The sequence below is a fragment of the Xanthobacter autotrophicus ATCC 700552 genome (assembly GCF_043194565.1).
GTDB lineage: Bacteria > Pseudomonadota > Alphaproteobacteria > Rhizobiales > Xanthobacteraceae > Xanthobacter > Xanthobacter autotrophicus_F.
Genome location: NZ_JBAFVS010000024.1, coordinates 16,392 through 33,094 on the forward strand (window position 1 = coordinate 16,392; position 16,703 = coordinate 33,094).

Consider the following 16,703-nt stretch of genomic DNA (forward strand, 5'->3'; position numbering starts at 1 on the left):
CCCTCAGCCCTATCGTGCCCACTGTCGGTGGCGACGGGCACGGCGGTCGCCTGCGGGTCAGCTGATGCGGTAGAGCTTCATCTTGTCGTAGAGCGTGCTCTTGGCGACGCCCAGCTGCCGGGCGGTCTGCGTCCGGTTGCCGCTATTGTCCCGCAGGCAGCGCAGGATCAGCTCCCGCTCGCTCATGCGCAGGGTGCTGAGGTTGTCGGCGCGGGCGCCCGCCGCCTCCGCGAGCGCCGGCGGCAGCAGGTCGATGGTCAGCTCCTCCCCCTCGGACAGGGCGGCCATGCCCTCCAGCACGTTGGCCAGCTCGCGGATGTTGCCGGGCCAGTCATAGGCCCGGAAGGCCGCAATGATCGGCGCGTCGAGCGCAAGCCCGGGCATGTGGTAGCGCAGCCGGATGCGCTCCAGGAGGGCTTCCGCCAGCTCGGGCAAATCGTTGCGGCGCTCGCGCAGGGGGATGAGCGTGATCTGACCGACATTGAGCCGGAAGAACAGACCGGCGCGGAAGCTGGCGGCATCCACCGCCGCCTTGAGCTGCACGTTGGTGGCTGCGATCACCCGCACGCCGACGGTCCTCTCGTCGCCGCCGCCCACCCGCTGGACGCTGCCCTGCTCCAGCACCCGCAGGAAATGGCCCTGCACGTCGAGCGGCATGTCGCCAAGCTGGTCCAGGAACAGCGTGCCCTGGTCGGCCAGCTCGAAGAAGCCGGCGCGCCCCTCCCACCGCGCGCCGGTAAAGGCGCCCGGGGCGTAGCCGAACAGCTCGCTGGCCGCCAGCTCGCGGCTGAGGGTGGCGCAGTTGACGGCGACGAACGGCCCCCTGGCCTGAGGCGACGCGGCGTGGATGGCGCGCGCCATGACCTCCTTGCCGGTTCCGGTCTCGCCGAGGATCAGCACCGGGGCGGCGATGCGCGCGATCTGCCGGGCCCGCGCCACCACCGGCTGCATGGCCGCGGACCGCCCGGCGATCTGCCAGAACGGATCGCTGCGGTCCGGCGTCGCGGCGGCGGGCGACGGCCGGGACGCGCGGGCGCCCCCGCCGTCGGCGGGAAGGACGAGCATGGCGCCGAGGCAGTCGCCGCCGTCCTCCAGGGTCTCCATCTCCACGCCGGGGGCCCAGAAGGGCGCGCGGAAGGCGCCACCCTGGGGCTCCAGCAGCTTGGCCTGCCGCGTGGGCGCGCCGTCCTGGCCGACGCGGCGCATCAGCTCCCGCACCCTCGTCGTGGGCCCGAGGGCGCGCACGAAGCGCCCCTTGCGGTCCAGCAGCACCACCGCGTCGGCGCCCGACAGCGCCATGCGGCCCTCCAGCCATGCGGAGAGATGATATTCCTCAAGGGCATATCTTTGGGCGAGGACGGCGCGGGCCTCCCCCGCCGCGGACATGGCCAGGGCGAGACAAAGGGGATGCACCGTTCCCCTCGGCCCCGATATGTCGAAGATGCCCATCAGCTCCCCGTCCAGGGGATCGTGGACCGGGGCGGCGGCGCAGGTCCAGCTCTTCACCGCCGCGCAGAAATGCTCGCTGGCGTGGATCTGCACCGGCACGTTGTCGGCGAGCGCGGTGCCGATGGCATTGGTGCCGCTGTTGCCCTCGCTCCAGGTGGCGCCGGAATCGATATGCGCCTCGCGGCCGAGCTCGCGGGTATGGGGATCGCCGATGAGGTCCAGCACCAGTCCGCGGGCATCGGCCAGGAGCAGGATGCTCTGGGTGTTGTTGAGCAGCGGATCGAGCCGGCCGAAGATGGGGCGGCTGGCTTCCACCAGCAGGCGCGCGCAACGGCGCTGGCGCCAGAGCGCGTCGCTCTCGGCCGGCCGCGGCGCCCGCATCATGGACGGGTCCACGCCGGCCGCTAGCGACCGCCGCCATGAGCGACTCACCACCCGGCGGACTTTCAGGAGATCTTCCTCCTTTCCGGAAAGGAAGTCCTCCCAAGCGCGGATGGTCGAGCGGATGTCCACCTCCGAAGTCGGCGCAATCTCCGGGACGATCGAGGCCGGAATCATCAGTTCCTCCCAATTCTTAGCCGAACCGCCGCGATCTTCTTCTTGGTTTTGTTCAAACCGGCGGCCGCGGCCGGCCGGCGCAGGGTCCCGACGCTTACATGTACAGTTTGATCGGCACCGCCCGCCTCAACGACATCGATCCGCAGGCCTGGCTCGCCGACGTCCTCGCCCGCATCGCCGACACCCCGCAGAACCGGCTCTCCGATCTCCTGCCTTGGAACTGGCAACCCAGCTCCGCCGACAAGCTCAAAGCTGCCTGACCGTGTCCCTCACCGGAGGATTACGGGGTAAGCGGTGCCCTGACCCCAGGTTCTGCCTGTTGAGCATGAGAAACGAGATCAGGTTGTTCACGCTCGTGCCTCGTGCACGAGTGGTCGTGCCAGAGCTCCGAGCACCGCCCGTTGGGTGGTTGCGCCGAACAGCCCAAGCGATCGCGTGCCGTTTTTGTGCAGCAGGTTTGACCCCTGATGGAGCTGAAAGATCACCACGACGGGGACGACGTCATCCTCAAAGCCGTCCGAGAGCCGATATCCTCAACAGCCTGCTCCGCCTGCGGCTCGACCGCCTTTGACATGAAGTTCCGGTGGTTGGGCAAGTTCACAGTCTCCACTGCCAAGAGTTGGCTACCTTCCATCAGCCTCACTTCTAGCGTTTCAGGGGCATTGGAGCTGTCGCAGCGTACGCGGTCGTAGCTGTCGGCGATCCCCGAAACTTGCACCTTCATGGCCTTCAAATCTGACCAGAAGCGCGGCGGCACTGGTGCCGGCCGCGGCCGATCGCATAGAATCGCGGCGACGGTCTGGGCCTGAGTTACGGCGTTGTGGACAGTCTCGATCCGGACCCTTCCGCGTGCAAACGGGTTTTCCCCGCACGCGCAGTCCCCGATCGCAAATATTCTCGGATCAGAGGATCGCATGTCCTGATCCACGCAGATGCCGTCCGCGCAATCCAGGCGCGCTTCCCGCGCTAATTCGACATTGGGAGTGGCACCGATCCCGACCAGAACCAGATCTGATGGGATCCTAACGCCATCACGCAGCGATACAGCGGCGACGCGGTCGCCATGGGCATCGAATCTCTCGACCTTACGGTTGAAGAGGAAGGTAATTCCATACTTCCGCAGCCGTCCGGTGATGAAGTTTGTGGTTGCGGGCGATACAACGCGGGCCATGGGACGCGCGGCAGCTTCAATGACTGTGACCACTTTTCCCATGTCGATCGCAGCCGAGGCAACCTCAAGCCCTATGACCCCCGCCCCTATGATCGTCACGGAACGGCAGTCGGGGTGGTATAAAGCCCGACGCAGTTCAACAGCATTACCCAGATCACGCAGGTAGTGGATACCGTGGAGCGTACCGCCGGGCAGATCGAGCTGCCGCGGTGCGGCACCCGTGGCGAGGATTAGGGCATCATAACGTATCAGGGCGCCATCGCCGAACCGCACCTGGCATTCCTCCCGATCGATGCCGACGGCCTTGCGCGCGCGCGTCAGCTCGATTTCGCGTTCGGCGTAGAAGCTAGCCGGACGGATTAGCGTCGGTTCCGGCTGCTCCGGAGCGGTCAACCAGGATTTCGACAGTGGCGGACGCTGGTAAGGAAAAACCGCTTCTTGCCCGATCAAGGCGATCTTCCCCGAAAACCCGGCCATCCGAAGGGCCGCGGCGGCATTCGCGCCGGCGGTCCCAGCACCGATGATGACAATTTGATTCATGATCTCAGTGTACCTCGATTTCATGGTGCTTCAGAGAATGCCGCGCTCGTGCGCGTCGGCAACGGCCTGGGTTCGGCTGGTCACAGACAGCAGATGGAAAATCTTACGGAAATGCCATTTCACCGCGTCTTCAGTCACATATAAGCGCTCGGCAATTTCCCTGTTGGTTAACCCTTGGGTCGCGTATTGCAGAATACCTAATTGCTTGCTGGTCAAGCGAACCGACGTGCCATCTGATCGGAGGGCAGCCAAAGGCTGCGGCTTGGCGGCCGTGCTCGAAGCAGGATTTAGAGAGCTGACTTTGTTCAAAGATTTCGCGGCCGGGGGACAGATCGCAAGGAGCAAGGCGCGAGTGTTCCGGAGCGTTCTGAGACAGCCAAGCTGGTGCGCAAGCAGATCGGCGTTGGCGATGTGTCGGCAGGCCAACATCTCGTCCTGCAGGAGGTGCAGCGCAGCCGCGAGGACGTACTGCGCGCGTATCTGTCCGCGCCGGTCAGCGACTGCCGTGAAGGCACCAAGCGCTTTACGCGCATGATGATCTGCAAGACCCGCCTTCTCTTCTCGAAGACAGCTTATTGCTCTCAGAAGCTCAATTTCAGCCTGAATGGCGCGGTTTTGGTTGGGCAAGAAAGATAGGTCGGCTGGCTCTAGTAGTAGAGCATCGTTGATGTCTTCAACATTGGACGCGAGCGCGAAACCTGCGGCGCCAAGCTCCGCCAACACGACAAGGCGCCCCAGTCCGCGCTCGTGCGCGAGAACGCGGCACTCTGCGATCAGTGAGAACGCCCGCTCCCTGTTATTGGTCTGGATGAGGGTCTCGGCACAACATCGAACCGTGCCCCACGCAATATCGGTTACGCCGAAATCCATCACCAAAGCGAGCATCTCCTGCAGTCGTTCGTCGCCCGGATCCACCGACATGTCCTCGGTGTCGATTTGGAGCGCAAAGGCCTCCAGCATCCCGTGAGTGAACGGTGTTCGGTCGGCGGCGACGTCAGTGCTTTCCCGCGCCTCGATGAGCGCCTTGCGCGCCGCGAGCACGTCGCCGCGGAGCAATTCCGCCTGAATGCGGGTCGCAGCGATCCACCCGAACGCATACCGGTGGCGCACCAACCTACTGGCCGAAACTGCGGACTGGATCAGCGAGTTGAGCGAACCGAAGCGTCTGTCGCTTGCCGCAATGAACGCCAAGCAGGTCAGTGCGGCAGCCTTTCCAATGGCATTGCCGGCGCCACAATCATGAAGCCAGTCCCTGCAGAGTTGTTCGCTTAAGATCATCTCGTCGTGCGTGGCTTTGCCGATGGCGCGGACGAGTGTCCTGTGGCTGGTAGCCTCTCGCGAATCGGCGGCGTGCGAGGTCTCTTTCCGATCCAGCGCCATCAAGACGTCGTCCGCCGCCTGCGCGCGCTGCCTGAAATAAAGCGCCCAAGCGTAACCAAGAGCTAGCGCTCGCGTCTTAAGGAGAATGGATCGCGGCATGTCGGCAATCCACTTGCACAATGCCTCGATCTCACCCTGGCGTAAGGCTAGATCGAGGACGAAGTCCTCGCTGAGGCTCTGCACCCATCGATGATCATGCGCCCGGAGCGCCGCGGTGATCGCGTCGCGAGACTCCCCGCGGCGCCAATGCCAGAGCGCCACCCGCTTGAGAATGGAGGAACGCCGATCAGCCTTCTCGGCAGTGAAGCGGGCGCGGAGGTAGCGACGCAGAGCGGGATTGAGCTCATAGCGCGACTCGTCGCCCGGCATTAGGAGGCCAAGCTCACCGCTCAGCAGGATCATCGCGCGCGCCGCGTCCCGCGTCTTGAATACATAATCGTAGGACGCCGGAGTGATCGCTTCGAGCATGCTGGCGTTCAACAAGAATTCCCGCAGCGGCGTTTTAAGAGGCTCGAGTATTTCGCCTTCAAAGAAGGCACGCGTTTCGGGCAAGCTCTCGGGGAGGATGTTCGCGGGGGCAGCCATTTGCATGAACGCGCAAAGCGCGGGCCAGCCTCCGGTCGAGGAGAGCATGGCCTCGGCCGCCGCAGCATCGCCCCCAGTGAAGCGCCCAGCTTCGGCGCGATCAAATGCAAGCTCGGCCGGCCCCACCGTTTCAACACCGGGTAGAAGTAACAGCGCGGTCAAATTCGTTGTTTCGCGCGCCGCGATGACGAGGCGCAGTGTCGCTGGAGTTTCCAACACGAGCGCCTCCAGCAGATGTCCGCACGGACCCTCGCCGCCGACGTCATCAAGGCAGATCGTGACCCGATTGACGTTGTTTGCCAGCGCAGAAAGCGCTTGCGCTTCCAAATCCGCCTCGTCCACGATGCTCGTGCGCACAGTCGGCGCAAGTGCGCGAAGTATCGCGCCGGCGATAGATTCTGCCTCGGATAGCCCTCGGCCCCTCGGCGAAGACAGGTCTAGATAGATGCAATGTTCACCTCGCTGCAGGGCCGCGTCAGTGCAGAGCGCCACCTGCACGGACTTGCCAAAACCCCGCGGAGCGCGAAACACCAGCGCCTTGCACCCCTGACGGCCTTCAATATCGAGTCGGTCCCGGTGCAGCCGGCCTTTCGTCAAGGTCGCCCTGCGGGCAGACATGCGGTCAGCCACATTGACACCATCGATCGGCGCTCCGCTGGCACCCATGGTCACGCTCTCCTCCCTTCAGCGCCCGTTTTTTGCAGCGCTCGCTTTTGGTCAGACGAAAGCATCGCCGAGCAGAATTGAAAACTACACGTTAGTGTAGTTGCTGTGGTTCGTAAACGTCAGAATATCAACAGGCGGACGGATGTCGAACGTCCAGCCAACACCAAGCGTGTCCGCTGTACGCAAAGCTTTGGGAGGAGAGGAAACATGAATGCAATAGATAGGGCGCCTTCCGTGCAAATTCTGGCCGCCGAACCCTATGTCGATAAGAAGCGCTATTTCTGGATTCTGTCCGTCCTTTGGCCGGCAACCCCGTTGATAGGACTTTATTTGGTCTCGGTGACCGGTTGGAGCATCTGGTACGCGACTGTTCTGATCTTGTGGTACGGTGCCGTGCCGTTGCTGGATGCCATGTTTGGCGAGGATTTTTCGAACCCGCCCGAGTCGGCGGTGTCCGACCTGGAGAAGGATCGCTATTATCGGGTGCTCACGTACCTGACCGTGCCGATGCACTATGCCGCGCTAATCGGTTGTGCTTGGTGGGTGTCCACACATTCAATGAATGCGCTGGAAATCATAGTTCTGGCCTTGTCGCTCGGCATCGTGAACGGCCTAGCACTCAACACCGGTCATGAGCTGGGCCACAAGAAGGAAGCCTTTGACCGCTGGATGGCCAAGCTGGTGCTGGCTGTGGTGGGATATGGACACTTCTTCATTGAGCACAACAAGGGACACCACCGCGACGTGGCGACGCCAATGGATCCGGCGACCTCGCGCATGGGCGAAAGCATCTATTCCTTCTCGCTCCGCGAGATTCCTGGTGCTTTCAAACGCGCCTGGTTGCTGGAAGAAGAGCGTCTCGCGCGTAGTGGTAATAGCGTATGGAGTCTTGATAACGAGATTCTGCAGCCGATGATCATCACAGTCGTGCTGTATGCTTCCCTGTTGGCGTTCTTTGGTCCAATCATGCTGATGTTCCTGCCGATACAGATAGGCTATGGCTGGTGGCAATTGACGTCCGCCAACTATATCGAGCATTACGGCCTGTTGCGTGAAAAGCTGCCCAACGGCCGTTACGAGCATCAGAAGCCGCATCATTCGTGGAATTCTAACCATATCATGTCGAACCTGATCCTGTTCCACCTGCAGCGCCATTCCGACCACCACGCGCATCCGACGCGGGCCTATCAGTCGCTGCGCGATTTCAAAGATCTGCCGGCGCTGCCGTCAGGTTATCCGGGCATGTTCTTCGCCGCGCTGTTTCCGCGCTGGTACCGCACCATCATGGATCACCGCGTTGTCGCATGGGCCAATGGCGATCTGAGCAAGATCCAGATCCAGCCGGGCATGTACGACTATTACGAGCGCAAGTTCGGGTCGGTCGTGCCCACGACCGTTGTCGCCCCGGTCGCGGCAGAATAAGAGATACGGCTCATCACGGGGCGGCTGCTACTAAGCGGCCGCCTCGCAGTACCAATCATTAAAAAGTAATGCGCCGCGCCCAGGTCGGCGCGGAGGAAACGGCCGCCACCCCGCTGGATAAATAGCTCGCCGAAACACCGCGGGTGGTCGGGGGAAGGGGGTTGGCTGCATGGGAGGAAGTGGATATGGCCAAATATCAGTGCCCGGATTGTGGGTATACTTATGATGAGGTGGCGGGCCATCCGCATGAAGGATTCAAGCCGGGAACGTCCTGGTCGCAGGTGCCCGAAAGCTGGTCCTGTCCCGATTGCGCCGTTCGCGACAAGATTGACTTCGTGCTGATCGATGACGTTCCGCTCTGTGCCGATGCCGGGACGCAGGGAATGGCGCGGAGCGCCGTCGCCTCTTCGACCGTCGCTCGGGATGGCAGCACGGCGGTTTTGGAACGTATCGCGCCTCCGCCCCTCTCTCCCGCGACTCGTGAGGTGAGCCCTACCCCTCAACGAGAGTTGGCCCCAGCTCAGGTTGGAAAAGAAAGAACACCGCAATCGGCCCCGTCCGTCGCTACCGCCTACCGGAAATGGATATGCATCACATGCGGGCACATCTATGATGAGGCTCTGGGGGACGAGCACGAAGGCTTCGCGCCCGGAACCCTGTTCAACGAGATCCCGGCCAACTGGTGCTGCCCCGACTGCGGCGCAACCAAAGAAGACTACGTCCTCTACGAAGAAAAGTGAGGGCCGGGACGATGAACCAAATCGTAAAGATCGCGCCAAATATTATGAGCGACGATGAAATCAGGTCGATTTTCGAGCGGCAACAGCGCGCTCAACTCACGCGGCGGGCAAGTTTCGACCACGCTGCCCGCATAGCCCAACTCAACCGGCTGAGTGAAACGATCAGGCGCTTTGAGAAAGACATTATTGCAGCCTGTGGCGCGGACTTCCGCAAACCCCTCGCCGAGGTGAAACTCACCGAAATCTTCCCGGTCCTGCAAGAGATCCGTCACACCAAGCATCATCTGAAAAAATGGATGCGCCCCAAACGCGTGGCTGCAACGCTGGGCGTGTTCGGAACGAAGGCGCAAGTGCGGCCGGAGCCGAAGGGCGTCTGCCTCATCATCGCCCCCTGGAACTACCCTGTGAATCTCTCGCTCGGGCCTCTCGTGTCGGCCCTCGCAGCGGGTAACAGCGTGATCATCAAACCGTCGGAGATGACGCCGAACGCCTCGCGCGTGATCGCCCAGATTGTTCGGGAAGCCTTCACCCCCGACCTAGTGACTGTGATTGAGGGAGACGCAGGCACTGCGCAACGTCTGTTATCGCTACCCTTCGATCACATCTTCTTCACCGGCAGCCCCGCGATCGGAAGGGTGGTAATGGACGCGGCGGCGAAGAACCTCGCCTCGGTGACGCTTGAGCTGGGTGGTAAGTCACCCACTATCGTCGGACCGAACGCCAATATCAAGAAGGCCGCGCGCAATATCGTCTGGGGCAAGTTCGCCAACAACGGCCAGACCTGCATCGCGCCGGACCATGTGTTCGTGCACCGCGATGTCGTGGCGGCGTTCAACGCGGCGGTGCAGGCCGAGGTCGGCCGCGTCTACGGCAAGACGCTGGAGGCGCAGAAGGCCACGCCCGATTACTGCCGGATCGTGAACGCACGTCACTTCGGCCGCATACACGCGTTGATCGAGGACGCCAGGGCCAAGGGCGCGCGAATCTTGCAGGGCGGGCAGACCGACGCTACCCAGAACTTCGTGGCGCCGACGCTGATCGCCGACGTATCTGACGACATGGAAATCACCCGCGAGGAACTCTTCGGACCGATTTTGCCGATCATCGAATACGTCGACCTGGACAAGGTGATCGACCGGATCAACGCTAATCCCAAGCCGCTAGCCCTCTATATTTTCGACAAGAGCAAATCCTTCGCCGGGGAGATCATCGCACGCACCTCGTCGGGTGCGGTGGGGGTAAATATGACGGTAGTGCATTTCCTGCACCCGAACCTACCCTTCGGCGGGGTTAACAACTCGGGCATCGGCGCCGCACACGGTGAATACGGCTTCAGGGCCTTCTCTCACGAGAAAGCGGTGATGGAGGAGAGGCACTCGATCACTCACATGCTGTTCCCGCCCTATACCGGCTTCGTCCAGCACCTCGTTAACGCCGTCGTTCGCGTTCTTGGCTGAGGCCGCGCCCCAAATGACCGGAATTCATCATATGTATGACTATATCATAGTTGGTGCCGGCTCGGCCGGCTGCGTCATGGCCAACCGCCTGTCCGCTGATCCTGCCAAACGGGTCGCCCTGATCGAGGCGGGGCCGAAGGACAAGAGCTCGCTCATCCACATGCCGCTGGGCATCGCGCTTCTTGCGAACAGCAAAAAGCTCAATTGGGCTTTCGAAACCGAACCGCAAGAGCATCTGAACGGCCGGTGTCTGTTCTGGCCTCGCGGCAAAACTCTCGGCGGTTCATCCTCGATAAATGCCATGGTTTATATTCGCGGCCACCGGGCGGATTATGATTATTGGGCCAGCGTAGCAGGCAACGACGTCTGGGGCTGGGATCGCATGAAAACGTTGTTCAAGCGGATAGAAGACAACCGCCGCTTCAGCGGAGACGAACATCACGGTCAAGGTGGCGAACTCTCCGTAAGCGAACTGAAAACCGTCAACCCGTTAAGCCGAGATTTCGTTCGGGCCGGGGGTGAGCTCCAGATTCCCTACAACGGCGACTTCAACGGTGAGAGTCAGGAAGGCTTGGGGTTGTACCAGGTCACACAGAAGAATGGACGCCGCTGGAGTTCAGCGCAGGCATTCCTGCGCGGTGTCGAGAGCCGCTCGAATCTTGATATTCTGACCAACGCACGTGTTACGCGTGTGGTGCTTGACGACAAGACCACTACCGGCGTGACTCTGCGCCAAGGGACGGAGTATCGTCAACTTCGCTTGAATTCGGGCGGAGAGGTGATCCTGTCAGGTGGTGCAGTGAATTCGCCACAACTTCTTCTTCTCTCTGGTATTGGCGATGCCAGAGAATTGAAAGAAGGAGGGATTCCGGTCGCTCACCACTTGCCAGATGTTGGCAAGAACATGGCTGATCACTTGGACATTACGCTGATGCACGCGGCCAACTCGCGCCAGCCGATCGGCGTAGCACCGAGCTTCTTGCCTCGCGCGCTGGGCGGACTTTACTCGTACCTCTTCCTCCGGCGCGGATTCCTCACCTCGAACGTGGCCGAGAGCGGGGGCTTCGTGAAATCTTCGCCCGACCGCGATCGGCCGAACGTTCAGTTCCACTTCCTTCCGACCTATCTGCGCGACCACGGCCGCCAGATTGCGCTCGGCTATGGCTACACGCTTCACATCTGCGATCTGCTGCCGAAGAGCCGCGGCCATATTGGGCTGAAAAGCCCGGACCCGATGGACGATCCCCTGATCCAGCCGAACTACCTGAGCAATCCCGCAGACATCGAGACCATGATCGCGGCCTTCAAGATCGGACGCCGCATCCTCGATGCGCCGGCGATGGCCGCACACAGCAAGTACGAAGTGCAACCCGGCAAGGCGGTGCAAAGCAACGATGATATCATCGCCTTCATTCGCGAGAACGCCGAGACGATATACCATCCGGTGGGCACCTGCCGTATGGGCGCGGACGAGGGTTCGGTCGTCGATCCCGAGTTGAGGGTACGCGGGATCAGCGGACTTCGGGTGGTCGATGCGTCAATCATGCCGAGCCTCGTGGCCGGCAATACCAACGCGCCGACGATAGCGATCGCGGAGAACGCCGCGGAGATCATTCTCGGGCGAGTGCGCGCTCTGGACGCAAGCCGGCCGGGTGCTGGCCAACACGGGTCCGCAGAGCGCCGCGACCGGCGATGCGCGGGATGACATGGAACGGGGCGAGCGAAGGCGAGGTCCGATGGCTCGATCACGGCGTTGCACAATGCCTTGCACAGAACAGTAAAACGAGAGGGGAGACCGAGATGGAGGGTCAGATGATGGTGATCCCGTTCACTATCCATTCGCTGAGCGACCACGGCGCCCGCTACCACGGCGAGACCCGGATCATCTCGTTCGAGACCGATGGGACAAAGAACGCCCTGTGATCGTGGCAGTGAAGGCGCCAAGCGCCGAGGTCACCGGGGTTCTCGGATTCGTCCGACGCCTGAGGTGCAGCGCGAACTCCGTCCAACGCGGCGGAACGGTTGAAGATAAAAATAGGGGGGATGGAATGGACTTCACCAACAGTAAGGCAAAGAGCGGCCTCGCGGCCCTGATCGTCGTAGCCACCGCTGCCAGCTATGCGTCCGCCGAGCCGCTCTATTCGGGCGGCGATTGGGTGGTGGGGCTGAACGCCACGAAGGTACTTACCGGCGAGTCACTCCACGCAACCACCGTAGCCGGGGTCCCCGTGCCGCACGCGGACGTGGCGATCACGGATGACATGACCCTGACTTTCGACGTTTCATACTTCCTTAGCCCTTCTTTCGCGGTCAATTTTTATAGTGGAATCCCCGCTACGGCGTCACTCACGGGGGAAGGATCGCTTGCGGGGCTTCCAGTCGGTGAAACGAAATACGGCCCTGCGATCTTGTCACTCCAGTATCATATATTTTCTATTGGCGGGTTGAGCCCCTATGTTGGTGTCGGCGTGGGACGAGTAGTGTTCTTCGGCGAAAAAGACGGGGCGCTCATTAATTTCAACTTGAAGGATGCATGGTCGCCAGCCCTGCAAGCTGGGTTCCGCTATCGTCTGAACGAAAACTGGCTGGCCAATATTGACGTCCGCTATGTACCGTTCAAGTCGGATGTGAGTGGTTGGCTGGGCGGTGCTCCTGTGAACGCCAGTGTCGAGGTAGATCCGGTGCTCGTGAACGTAGGGGTGGCTTACCGGTTCTGAAGGCCGACCCTGCATATCGGCGGCGTAAGGTACCTTGCCGTCCGGTGAGTGGATAGGTGCGATACCCTCTTAGCCGGGCAGTTAGTGTGCGGATGCTGACATGTCGCGATCCGAATGATGTATCAGACCGCCACAGCAAACAGGACGGTGCTCGTACAGGGTCTGCTCAAAAGCATCGAAGAGGATGCAGGCACGGACTGTCCTGCTCACACGCCATGCGGCGATGCGGCGATGCGGCGGATGTAGGCGTCAATTGTGAAGGCCACCTAGATGACGCCGACCAAGCGTCGACCCGAGTGCCACAACCTGTTCGCGGCCGGGACATGGAGGCCCGGTTCACATGGTCGATCGAGCGTGGCGCCGTACTCGGCAGGTGGTGCACAGACCGCTCCGGCGGTCATGGAGCCCATCCTTGATGATGTCGAGGATGACAGGTTGGGACATGGATTATCTCGCACGATGCAGTGTGCCGTCCAGTAATGCCAGTATGTCGCGGGATGAAAGTGGGATGCAGGTGACCGATCCCGGAAGCCAAACCGTCAATTTGTGTCTAATGGAGCATGAACCGAGCATGGCTGAAGCCTTCATCGCCGACTACGCGCGCAGCCCCTTCGCCCCGGCATACAAAGGCGCCCTCTCCGCCATGCGACCGGATGATCTCGCCGCCGGCATCGTCGCCGCGGTGGTCCAGCGCTCGGGTATCGACCCCGCGACGCTGGAAGACGTGATCCTCGGCTGCGCCTTCGCCGAGGGCGAGCAGGGGCTGAACATCGCCCGCTGCGTCTCCGTCATCGCCGGGCTGCCGCAGAGCGTCGGCGGCTCCACGGTGAACCGCTGGTGCGGCTCCTCCATGCAGGCGATCCAGATGGCGGCGGGCGCCATCGCCATGGGTGCGGGTGAGGCCTTCGTGGCCGGCGGCGTGGAGAGCATGACCAAGGTGCCCATGATGGGCTTCAACCCCATGCCGAACCCCGACTGGGACGACGCCCTGCGCGCCTCCTTCCTCAATATGGGCCTCACCGCCGAGAACCTGATGGCCCGCTATGGCATCACCCGCGCGGAGCAGGACGCCTATGCGGCTGCCAGCCAGGACAAGGCCGCCGCCGCCCAGGCCGACGGACGCCTCGCCGCCGAGATCGTCCCGGTGGCGACGCCGACAGGCGTGGTGGACAAGGACGGCGGCGTGCGCGGCGGCACCACCGTGGACAAGCTTTCCACGCTGAAGGCGGTGTTCAAGGCCGGTGGCTCGGTGACGGCAGGCAACTCCTCCCCGCTCACCGATGGCGCCTCCGCCACCCTCGTGGTGTCGGAAGACTATGCGCGCCGGCACAACCTGACCCCGTTGGCGAGGGTGGCGGGCTATGCGGTCTCCGGCTGCGCGCCGGAGATCATGGGCATCGGCCCCGTGGAGGCGACGCGCAAGGCGCTGAAGCGCGCCGGCATCACCGCCGCCGACCTCGACGTGATCGAGATGAACGAGGCCTTCGCCGTGCAGGTGCTGGCCTGCTGCCGCGACCTCGATATCGACCCCGCCCGCCTCAACCGCGACGGCGGCGCCATCGCGCTCGGCCATCCTTTGGGCGCCACCGGCGCGCGCCTCGTGGGCAAGGCGGCGCAGCTTTTGAAGCGCGACGGCGGGCGCTACGGCCTCGCTACCCAGTGCATCGGCGGCGGACAGGGCATCGCTCTGGTGCTGGAGGCCGCGTGATGGGCGAGATCCGCAAGGCCGGCGTCATCGGCGCCGGCGTCATGGGCTCGGGCATCGCGGCGCACCTTGCCAATGCCGGCCTCGATGTCGTGCTGCTGGATGTGGAGGCGTCCACCGCCACCGCCGCCGTGGCGCGTCAGCTGAAGGCCGGCGGCTTCATGGATCCTGCCTTCGCTGAGCGCATCGCTACGGGATCGGTGGGCGACGACATGCTGCTGCTGGCCGATGCCGACTGGATCATCGAGGTGGTGGCCGAGCAGCCCGACGTGAAGCAGGGGCTTTATACCCGCATCGAATCCGTGCGCAAGCCGGGCTCCATCGTCAGTTCGAACACCTCCACCATCCCGCTCGCGGCCCTGGTGGCGGGGCTGCCGGAAGCGTTTGCGGCGGACTTCCTCGTCACCCACTTCTTCAATCCGCCCCGCACCATGCCGCTGCTGGAGTTGGTGGCCGGCGCGGCCACGCGGCCGCACTTGCTGGAGGCGATCCGCGATTTCGGCGACCGGCGGCTGGGGAAGTCCATCGTCATCTGCCGCGACACGCCCGGTTTCGTCGCCAACCGCATCGGCAATTTCTGGATGGCGGCGGCGGTGAACGAGGCCATCGCCCTAGGCCTCGACGTGGAGGTGGCGGACGCCGCCATCTCCAAGCCCTTCGGCATCCCCAAGACCGGCATCTTCGGGCTGATGGACCTCGTCGGCATCGACCTGATGGCGCTGGTGCTGCGCTCGCTGCACGGTGCGCTGCCGGAGGCGGACGCCCTCAAGCAATATCCGGTGGAGCCCCGGCTCCTCGCCCGCATGGTGGCGCAGAACCGGCTGGGCCGGAAGAGCGGCGCCGGCTTCGTCAAGCTCTCCGCCGACCGCAAGACCCGCGAGGTGGTCGACCTTGCCACCGGCGACTACCGCCCCCAGCGGGAGGCGAAGAGCGACAGCCTCGATGCTGCCAAGGGCAACCCGCGCGCCCTGATGGAGCATGAGGGCGCCGCCGGCCGCTACGCCGCCGCGGTGATGGAGAAGACGCTGGGCTATGCCGCCGCCGTCACGCCCGAGATCGCCGATGGGCCGGACGCGGTGGATACCGCCCTGCGCGCCGGCTACGGCTGGGCCAGGGGGCCCTTCGAGATCATCGACCAGCTGGGCGCGGACTGGCTGGTGGCGCGGCTGGAGCGGCGCGGCATCCCGGTGCCGGACTATCTGGCGAAGGCCGCCGCTGCCCTCGGCTTCTACGGCGTGGCGGATGGCGCGCGCGTGTGCCTCCTGCCCGACAGCACCCGCCGCAAGGTGGCTCAGGCGCCGGGGGTCATCACCCTCGCTGCGGTGCAGCTCGCCTCCGCCCCGGTGGAGGACTTCGGCGCCGCGCGGCTGTGGGATCTGGGTGAGGGCGTGGCCTGCTTCGAGATCCGAACCAAGATGAACACCTTCAACCCGGAGGTGCTCGACGCGCTGGAGGCGACGCTGGCGCGCGTGGCGCGGGACTTCCGCGGCCTCGTCATCGGCACGGATGGGCCGGTATTCAGCGCCGGCGCCGATATCCACCAGTTCCTGGAGGCGGTGGAGCAGATCGGCCCGGAGGGCTTCGGCCCGCGCATCGATCAGGGCCACCGCGTGTTCAAGGCGGTGAAGTACGCCCCGTTCCCGGTGGTGGGCGCAGCGGCGGGGCTGGCCTTCGGCGGCGGTTGCGAACTGCTGCTGCACTGCGATGCCATCCAGGCTCATGCGGAACTCTCCATCGGCCTCGTGGAGACGCGCATTGGCGTGGTGCCGGGCTGGGGCGGCTGCAAGGAAATGTTGCTGCGCTTCGCCGAAGGCCATGTGAGCGCGAAGGGACCCGTGGCGCCGGCGCTGGCCGCCTTCGGCGTCATCGCCCCGGCGAAGGTGTCGTCCAGCGCGTTCGAGGCCCGGCGCCTCGGCTATCTGCGACCCAGGGACGGCATCACCATGAACCGCGACCGCCTGCTGGCGGATGCAAAGGCGAAGGCGCTCTCGCTCGCCGAGGGCTATGCGCCGCCGGCGCCCGCGGTCATCACCCTGTCCGGCCCGTCCGGCGCCTCGGCGCTGCGCCACGTGCTGGATACGGAGGCCGTCGCCGGCCGCCTCACCGCCCATGACCGGGTGGTGGGGGAAGCCCTCGTCACCGTGTTCACCGGCGGGGCGGATGCCGACCCCGCCCGTCCGGCGGGCGAAGACACCGTGACCGCGCTGGAGCGCGCCGCCTTCATCGCTCTGCTCGGCGAAGAGCCGACGCTGGAGCGGGTCCGCCATATGCTCGCCACCGGCAATCCCCTGCGCAACTGATTTTCCGAGGACG

General features: G+C 63.7%; 11 protein-coding genes and 1 pseudogene. 9 read left to right on the forward strand and 3 right to left on the reverse strand.

The features are described from left to right. Positions 1-57: 57 nt before the first annotated feature. Positions 58-2,007: a sigma-54-dependent Fis family transcriptional regulator gene (locus tag V5F48_RS20015; protein WP_394025575.1), complete on the reverse strand. Its 1,950-nt coding sequence runs from the start codon at positions 2,005-2,007 to the stop codon at positions 58-60. A 92-nt stretch (positions 2,008-2,099) separates the two neighbouring features. Between V5F48_RS20015 and V5F48_RS20020 the strand changes: the two are divergent. After that, positions 2,100-2,267, forward strand: a pseudogene (locus V5F48_RS20020) (transposase domain-containing protein); the annotation flags it as partial. A gap of 221 nt (positions 2,268-2,488) precedes the next feature. Here the strand turns inward: V5F48_RS20020 and V5F48_RS20025 are convergent. Together V5F48_RS20025 and V5F48_RS20030 are read right to left on the reverse strand one after the other, a co-directional pair. Next, on the reverse strand, positions 2,489-3,718 hold the full coding sequence (locus V5F48_RS20025; RefSeq protein ID WP_394025574.1) for an NAD(P)/FAD-dependent oxidoreductase: 1,230 nt from the start codon (positions 3,716-3,718) through the stop codon (positions 2,489-2,491). A gap of 30 nt (positions 3,719-3,748) precedes the next feature. After that, the gene (locus V5F48_RS20030; RefSeq protein WP_394025604.1) at positions 3,749-6,349 is read right to left on the reverse strand and encodes a LuxR C-terminal-related transcriptional regulator; all 2,601 of its coding nucleotides are present in this window, start codon (positions 6,347-6,349) and stop codon (positions 3,749-3,751) included. A gap of 207 nt (positions 6,350-6,556) precedes the next feature. Here V5F48_RS20030 and V5F48_RS20035 point away from each other — a divergent pair, with 207 nt between their 5' ends. From V5F48_RS20035 to V5F48_RS20070, 8 genes are all read left to right on the forward strand, one after another. Continuing rightward, the gene (locus V5F48_RS20035) at positions 6,557-7,771 is read left to right on the forward strand and encodes an alkane 1-monooxygenase (protein WP_394025573.1); all 1,215 of its coding nucleotides are present in this window, start codon (positions 6,557-6,559) and stop codon (positions 7,769-7,771) included. Between the two features lie 185 nt (positions 7,772-7,956). Next, the gene (locus V5F48_RS20040; RefSeq protein ID WP_394025572.1) at positions 7,957-8,511 is read left to right on the forward strand and encodes a rubredoxin; all 555 of its coding nucleotides are present in this window, start codon (positions 7,957-7,959) and stop codon (positions 8,509-8,511) included. Between the two features lie 44 nt (positions 8,512-8,555). After that, on the forward strand, positions 8,556-9,968 hold the full coding sequence (locus tag V5F48_RS20045) for an aldehyde dehydrogenase family protein (protein ID WP_394260124.1): 1,413 nt from the start codon (positions 8,556-8,558) through the stop codon (positions 9,966-9,968). Positions 9,969-9,999: 31 nt separating this feature from the next. After that, complete coding sequence (locus tag V5F48_RS20050) at positions 10,000-11,673, forward strand: GMC family oxidoreductase (protein WP_394025570.1); 1,674 nt, start codon at positions 10,000-10,002, stop codon at positions 11,671-11,673. A 95-nt stretch (positions 11,674-11,768) separates the two neighbouring features. Then, positions 11,769-11,891 carry a hypothetical protein gene (locus tag V5F48_RS20055; protein WP_394025569.1) on the forward strand — a complete coding sequence of 41 codons (123 nt, stop codon included), beginning with the start codon at positions 11,769-11,771 and terminating at the stop codon, positions 11,889-11,891. 125 nt (positions 11,892-12,016) lie between these two features. Then, positions 12,017-12,685 (forward strand): OmpW/AlkL family protein, encoded by a 669-nt coding sequence (locus tag V5F48_RS20060; RefSeq protein WP_394025568.1) that lies wholly within the window; start codon positions 12,017-12,019, stop codon positions 12,683-12,685. Between the two features lie 571 nt (positions 12,686-13,256). After that, positions 13,257-14,393, forward strand: a complete 1,137-nt coding sequence (locus V5F48_RS20065; protein WP_394025567.1) for a thiolase family protein — start codon at positions 13,257-13,259, stop codon at positions 14,391-14,393. Continuing rightward, positions 14,393-16,690, forward strand: a complete 2,298-nt coding sequence (locus V5F48_RS20070; RefSeq protein ID WP_394025565.1) for a 3-hydroxyacyl-CoA dehydrogenase/enoyl-CoA hydratase family protein — start codon at positions 14,393-14,395, stop codon at positions 16,688-16,690. The genes V5F48_RS20065 and V5F48_RS20070 overlap by 1 nt, the downstream gene beginning before the upstream one ends. The last annotated feature ends 13 nt before the right edge of the window (positions 16,691-16,703 follow it).

Bases quoted from the DNA above. Each gene is read 5' to 3' on its own strand.
- V5F48_RS20070 (WP_394025565.1), top strand. From the start codon at position 14,393: ATGGGCGAGATCCGCAAGGCCGGCGTCATCGGCGCCGGCGTCATGGGC.
- V5F48_RS20040 (WP_394025572.1), top strand. From the start codon at position 7,957: ATGGCCAAATATCAGTGCCCGGATTGTGGGTATACTTATGATGAGGTG.
- V5F48_RS20050 (WP_394025570.1), top strand. From the start codon at position 10,000: ATGTATGACTATATCATAGTTGGTGCCGGCTCGGCCGGCTGCGTCATG.
- V5F48_RS20065 (WP_394025567.1), top strand. From the start codon at position 13,257: ATGGCTGAAGCCTTCATCGCCGACTACGCGCGCAGCCCCTTCGCCCCG.
- V5F48_RS20025 (WP_394025574.1), bottom strand. From the start codon at position 3,718: ATGAATCAAATTGTCATCATCGGTGCTGGGACCGCCGGCGCGAATGCC.
- V5F48_RS20035 (WP_394025573.1), top strand. From the start codon at position 6,557: ATGAATGCAATAGATAGGGCGCCTTCCGTGCAAATTCTGGCCGCCGAA.
- V5F48_RS20030 (WP_394025604.1), bottom strand. From the start codon at position 6,349: ATGGGTGCCAGCGGAGCGCCGATCGATGGTGTCAATGTGGCTGACCGC.
- V5F48_RS20055 (WP_394025569.1), top strand. From the start codon at position 11,769: ATGGAGGGTCAGATGATGGTGATCCCGTTCACTATCCATTCGCTGAGC.
- V5F48_RS20060 (WP_394025568.1), top strand. From the start codon at position 12,017: ATGGACTTCACCAACAGTAAGGCAAAGAGCGGCCTCGCGGCCCTGATC.
- V5F48_RS20045 (WP_394260124.1), top strand. From the start codon at position 8,556: ATGAGCGACGATGAAATCAGGTCGATTTTCGAGCGGCAACAGCGCGCT.
- V5F48_RS20015 (WP_394025575.1), bottom strand. From the start codon at position 2,007: ATGATTCCGGCCTCGATCGTCCCGGAGATTGCGCCGACTTCGGAGGTG.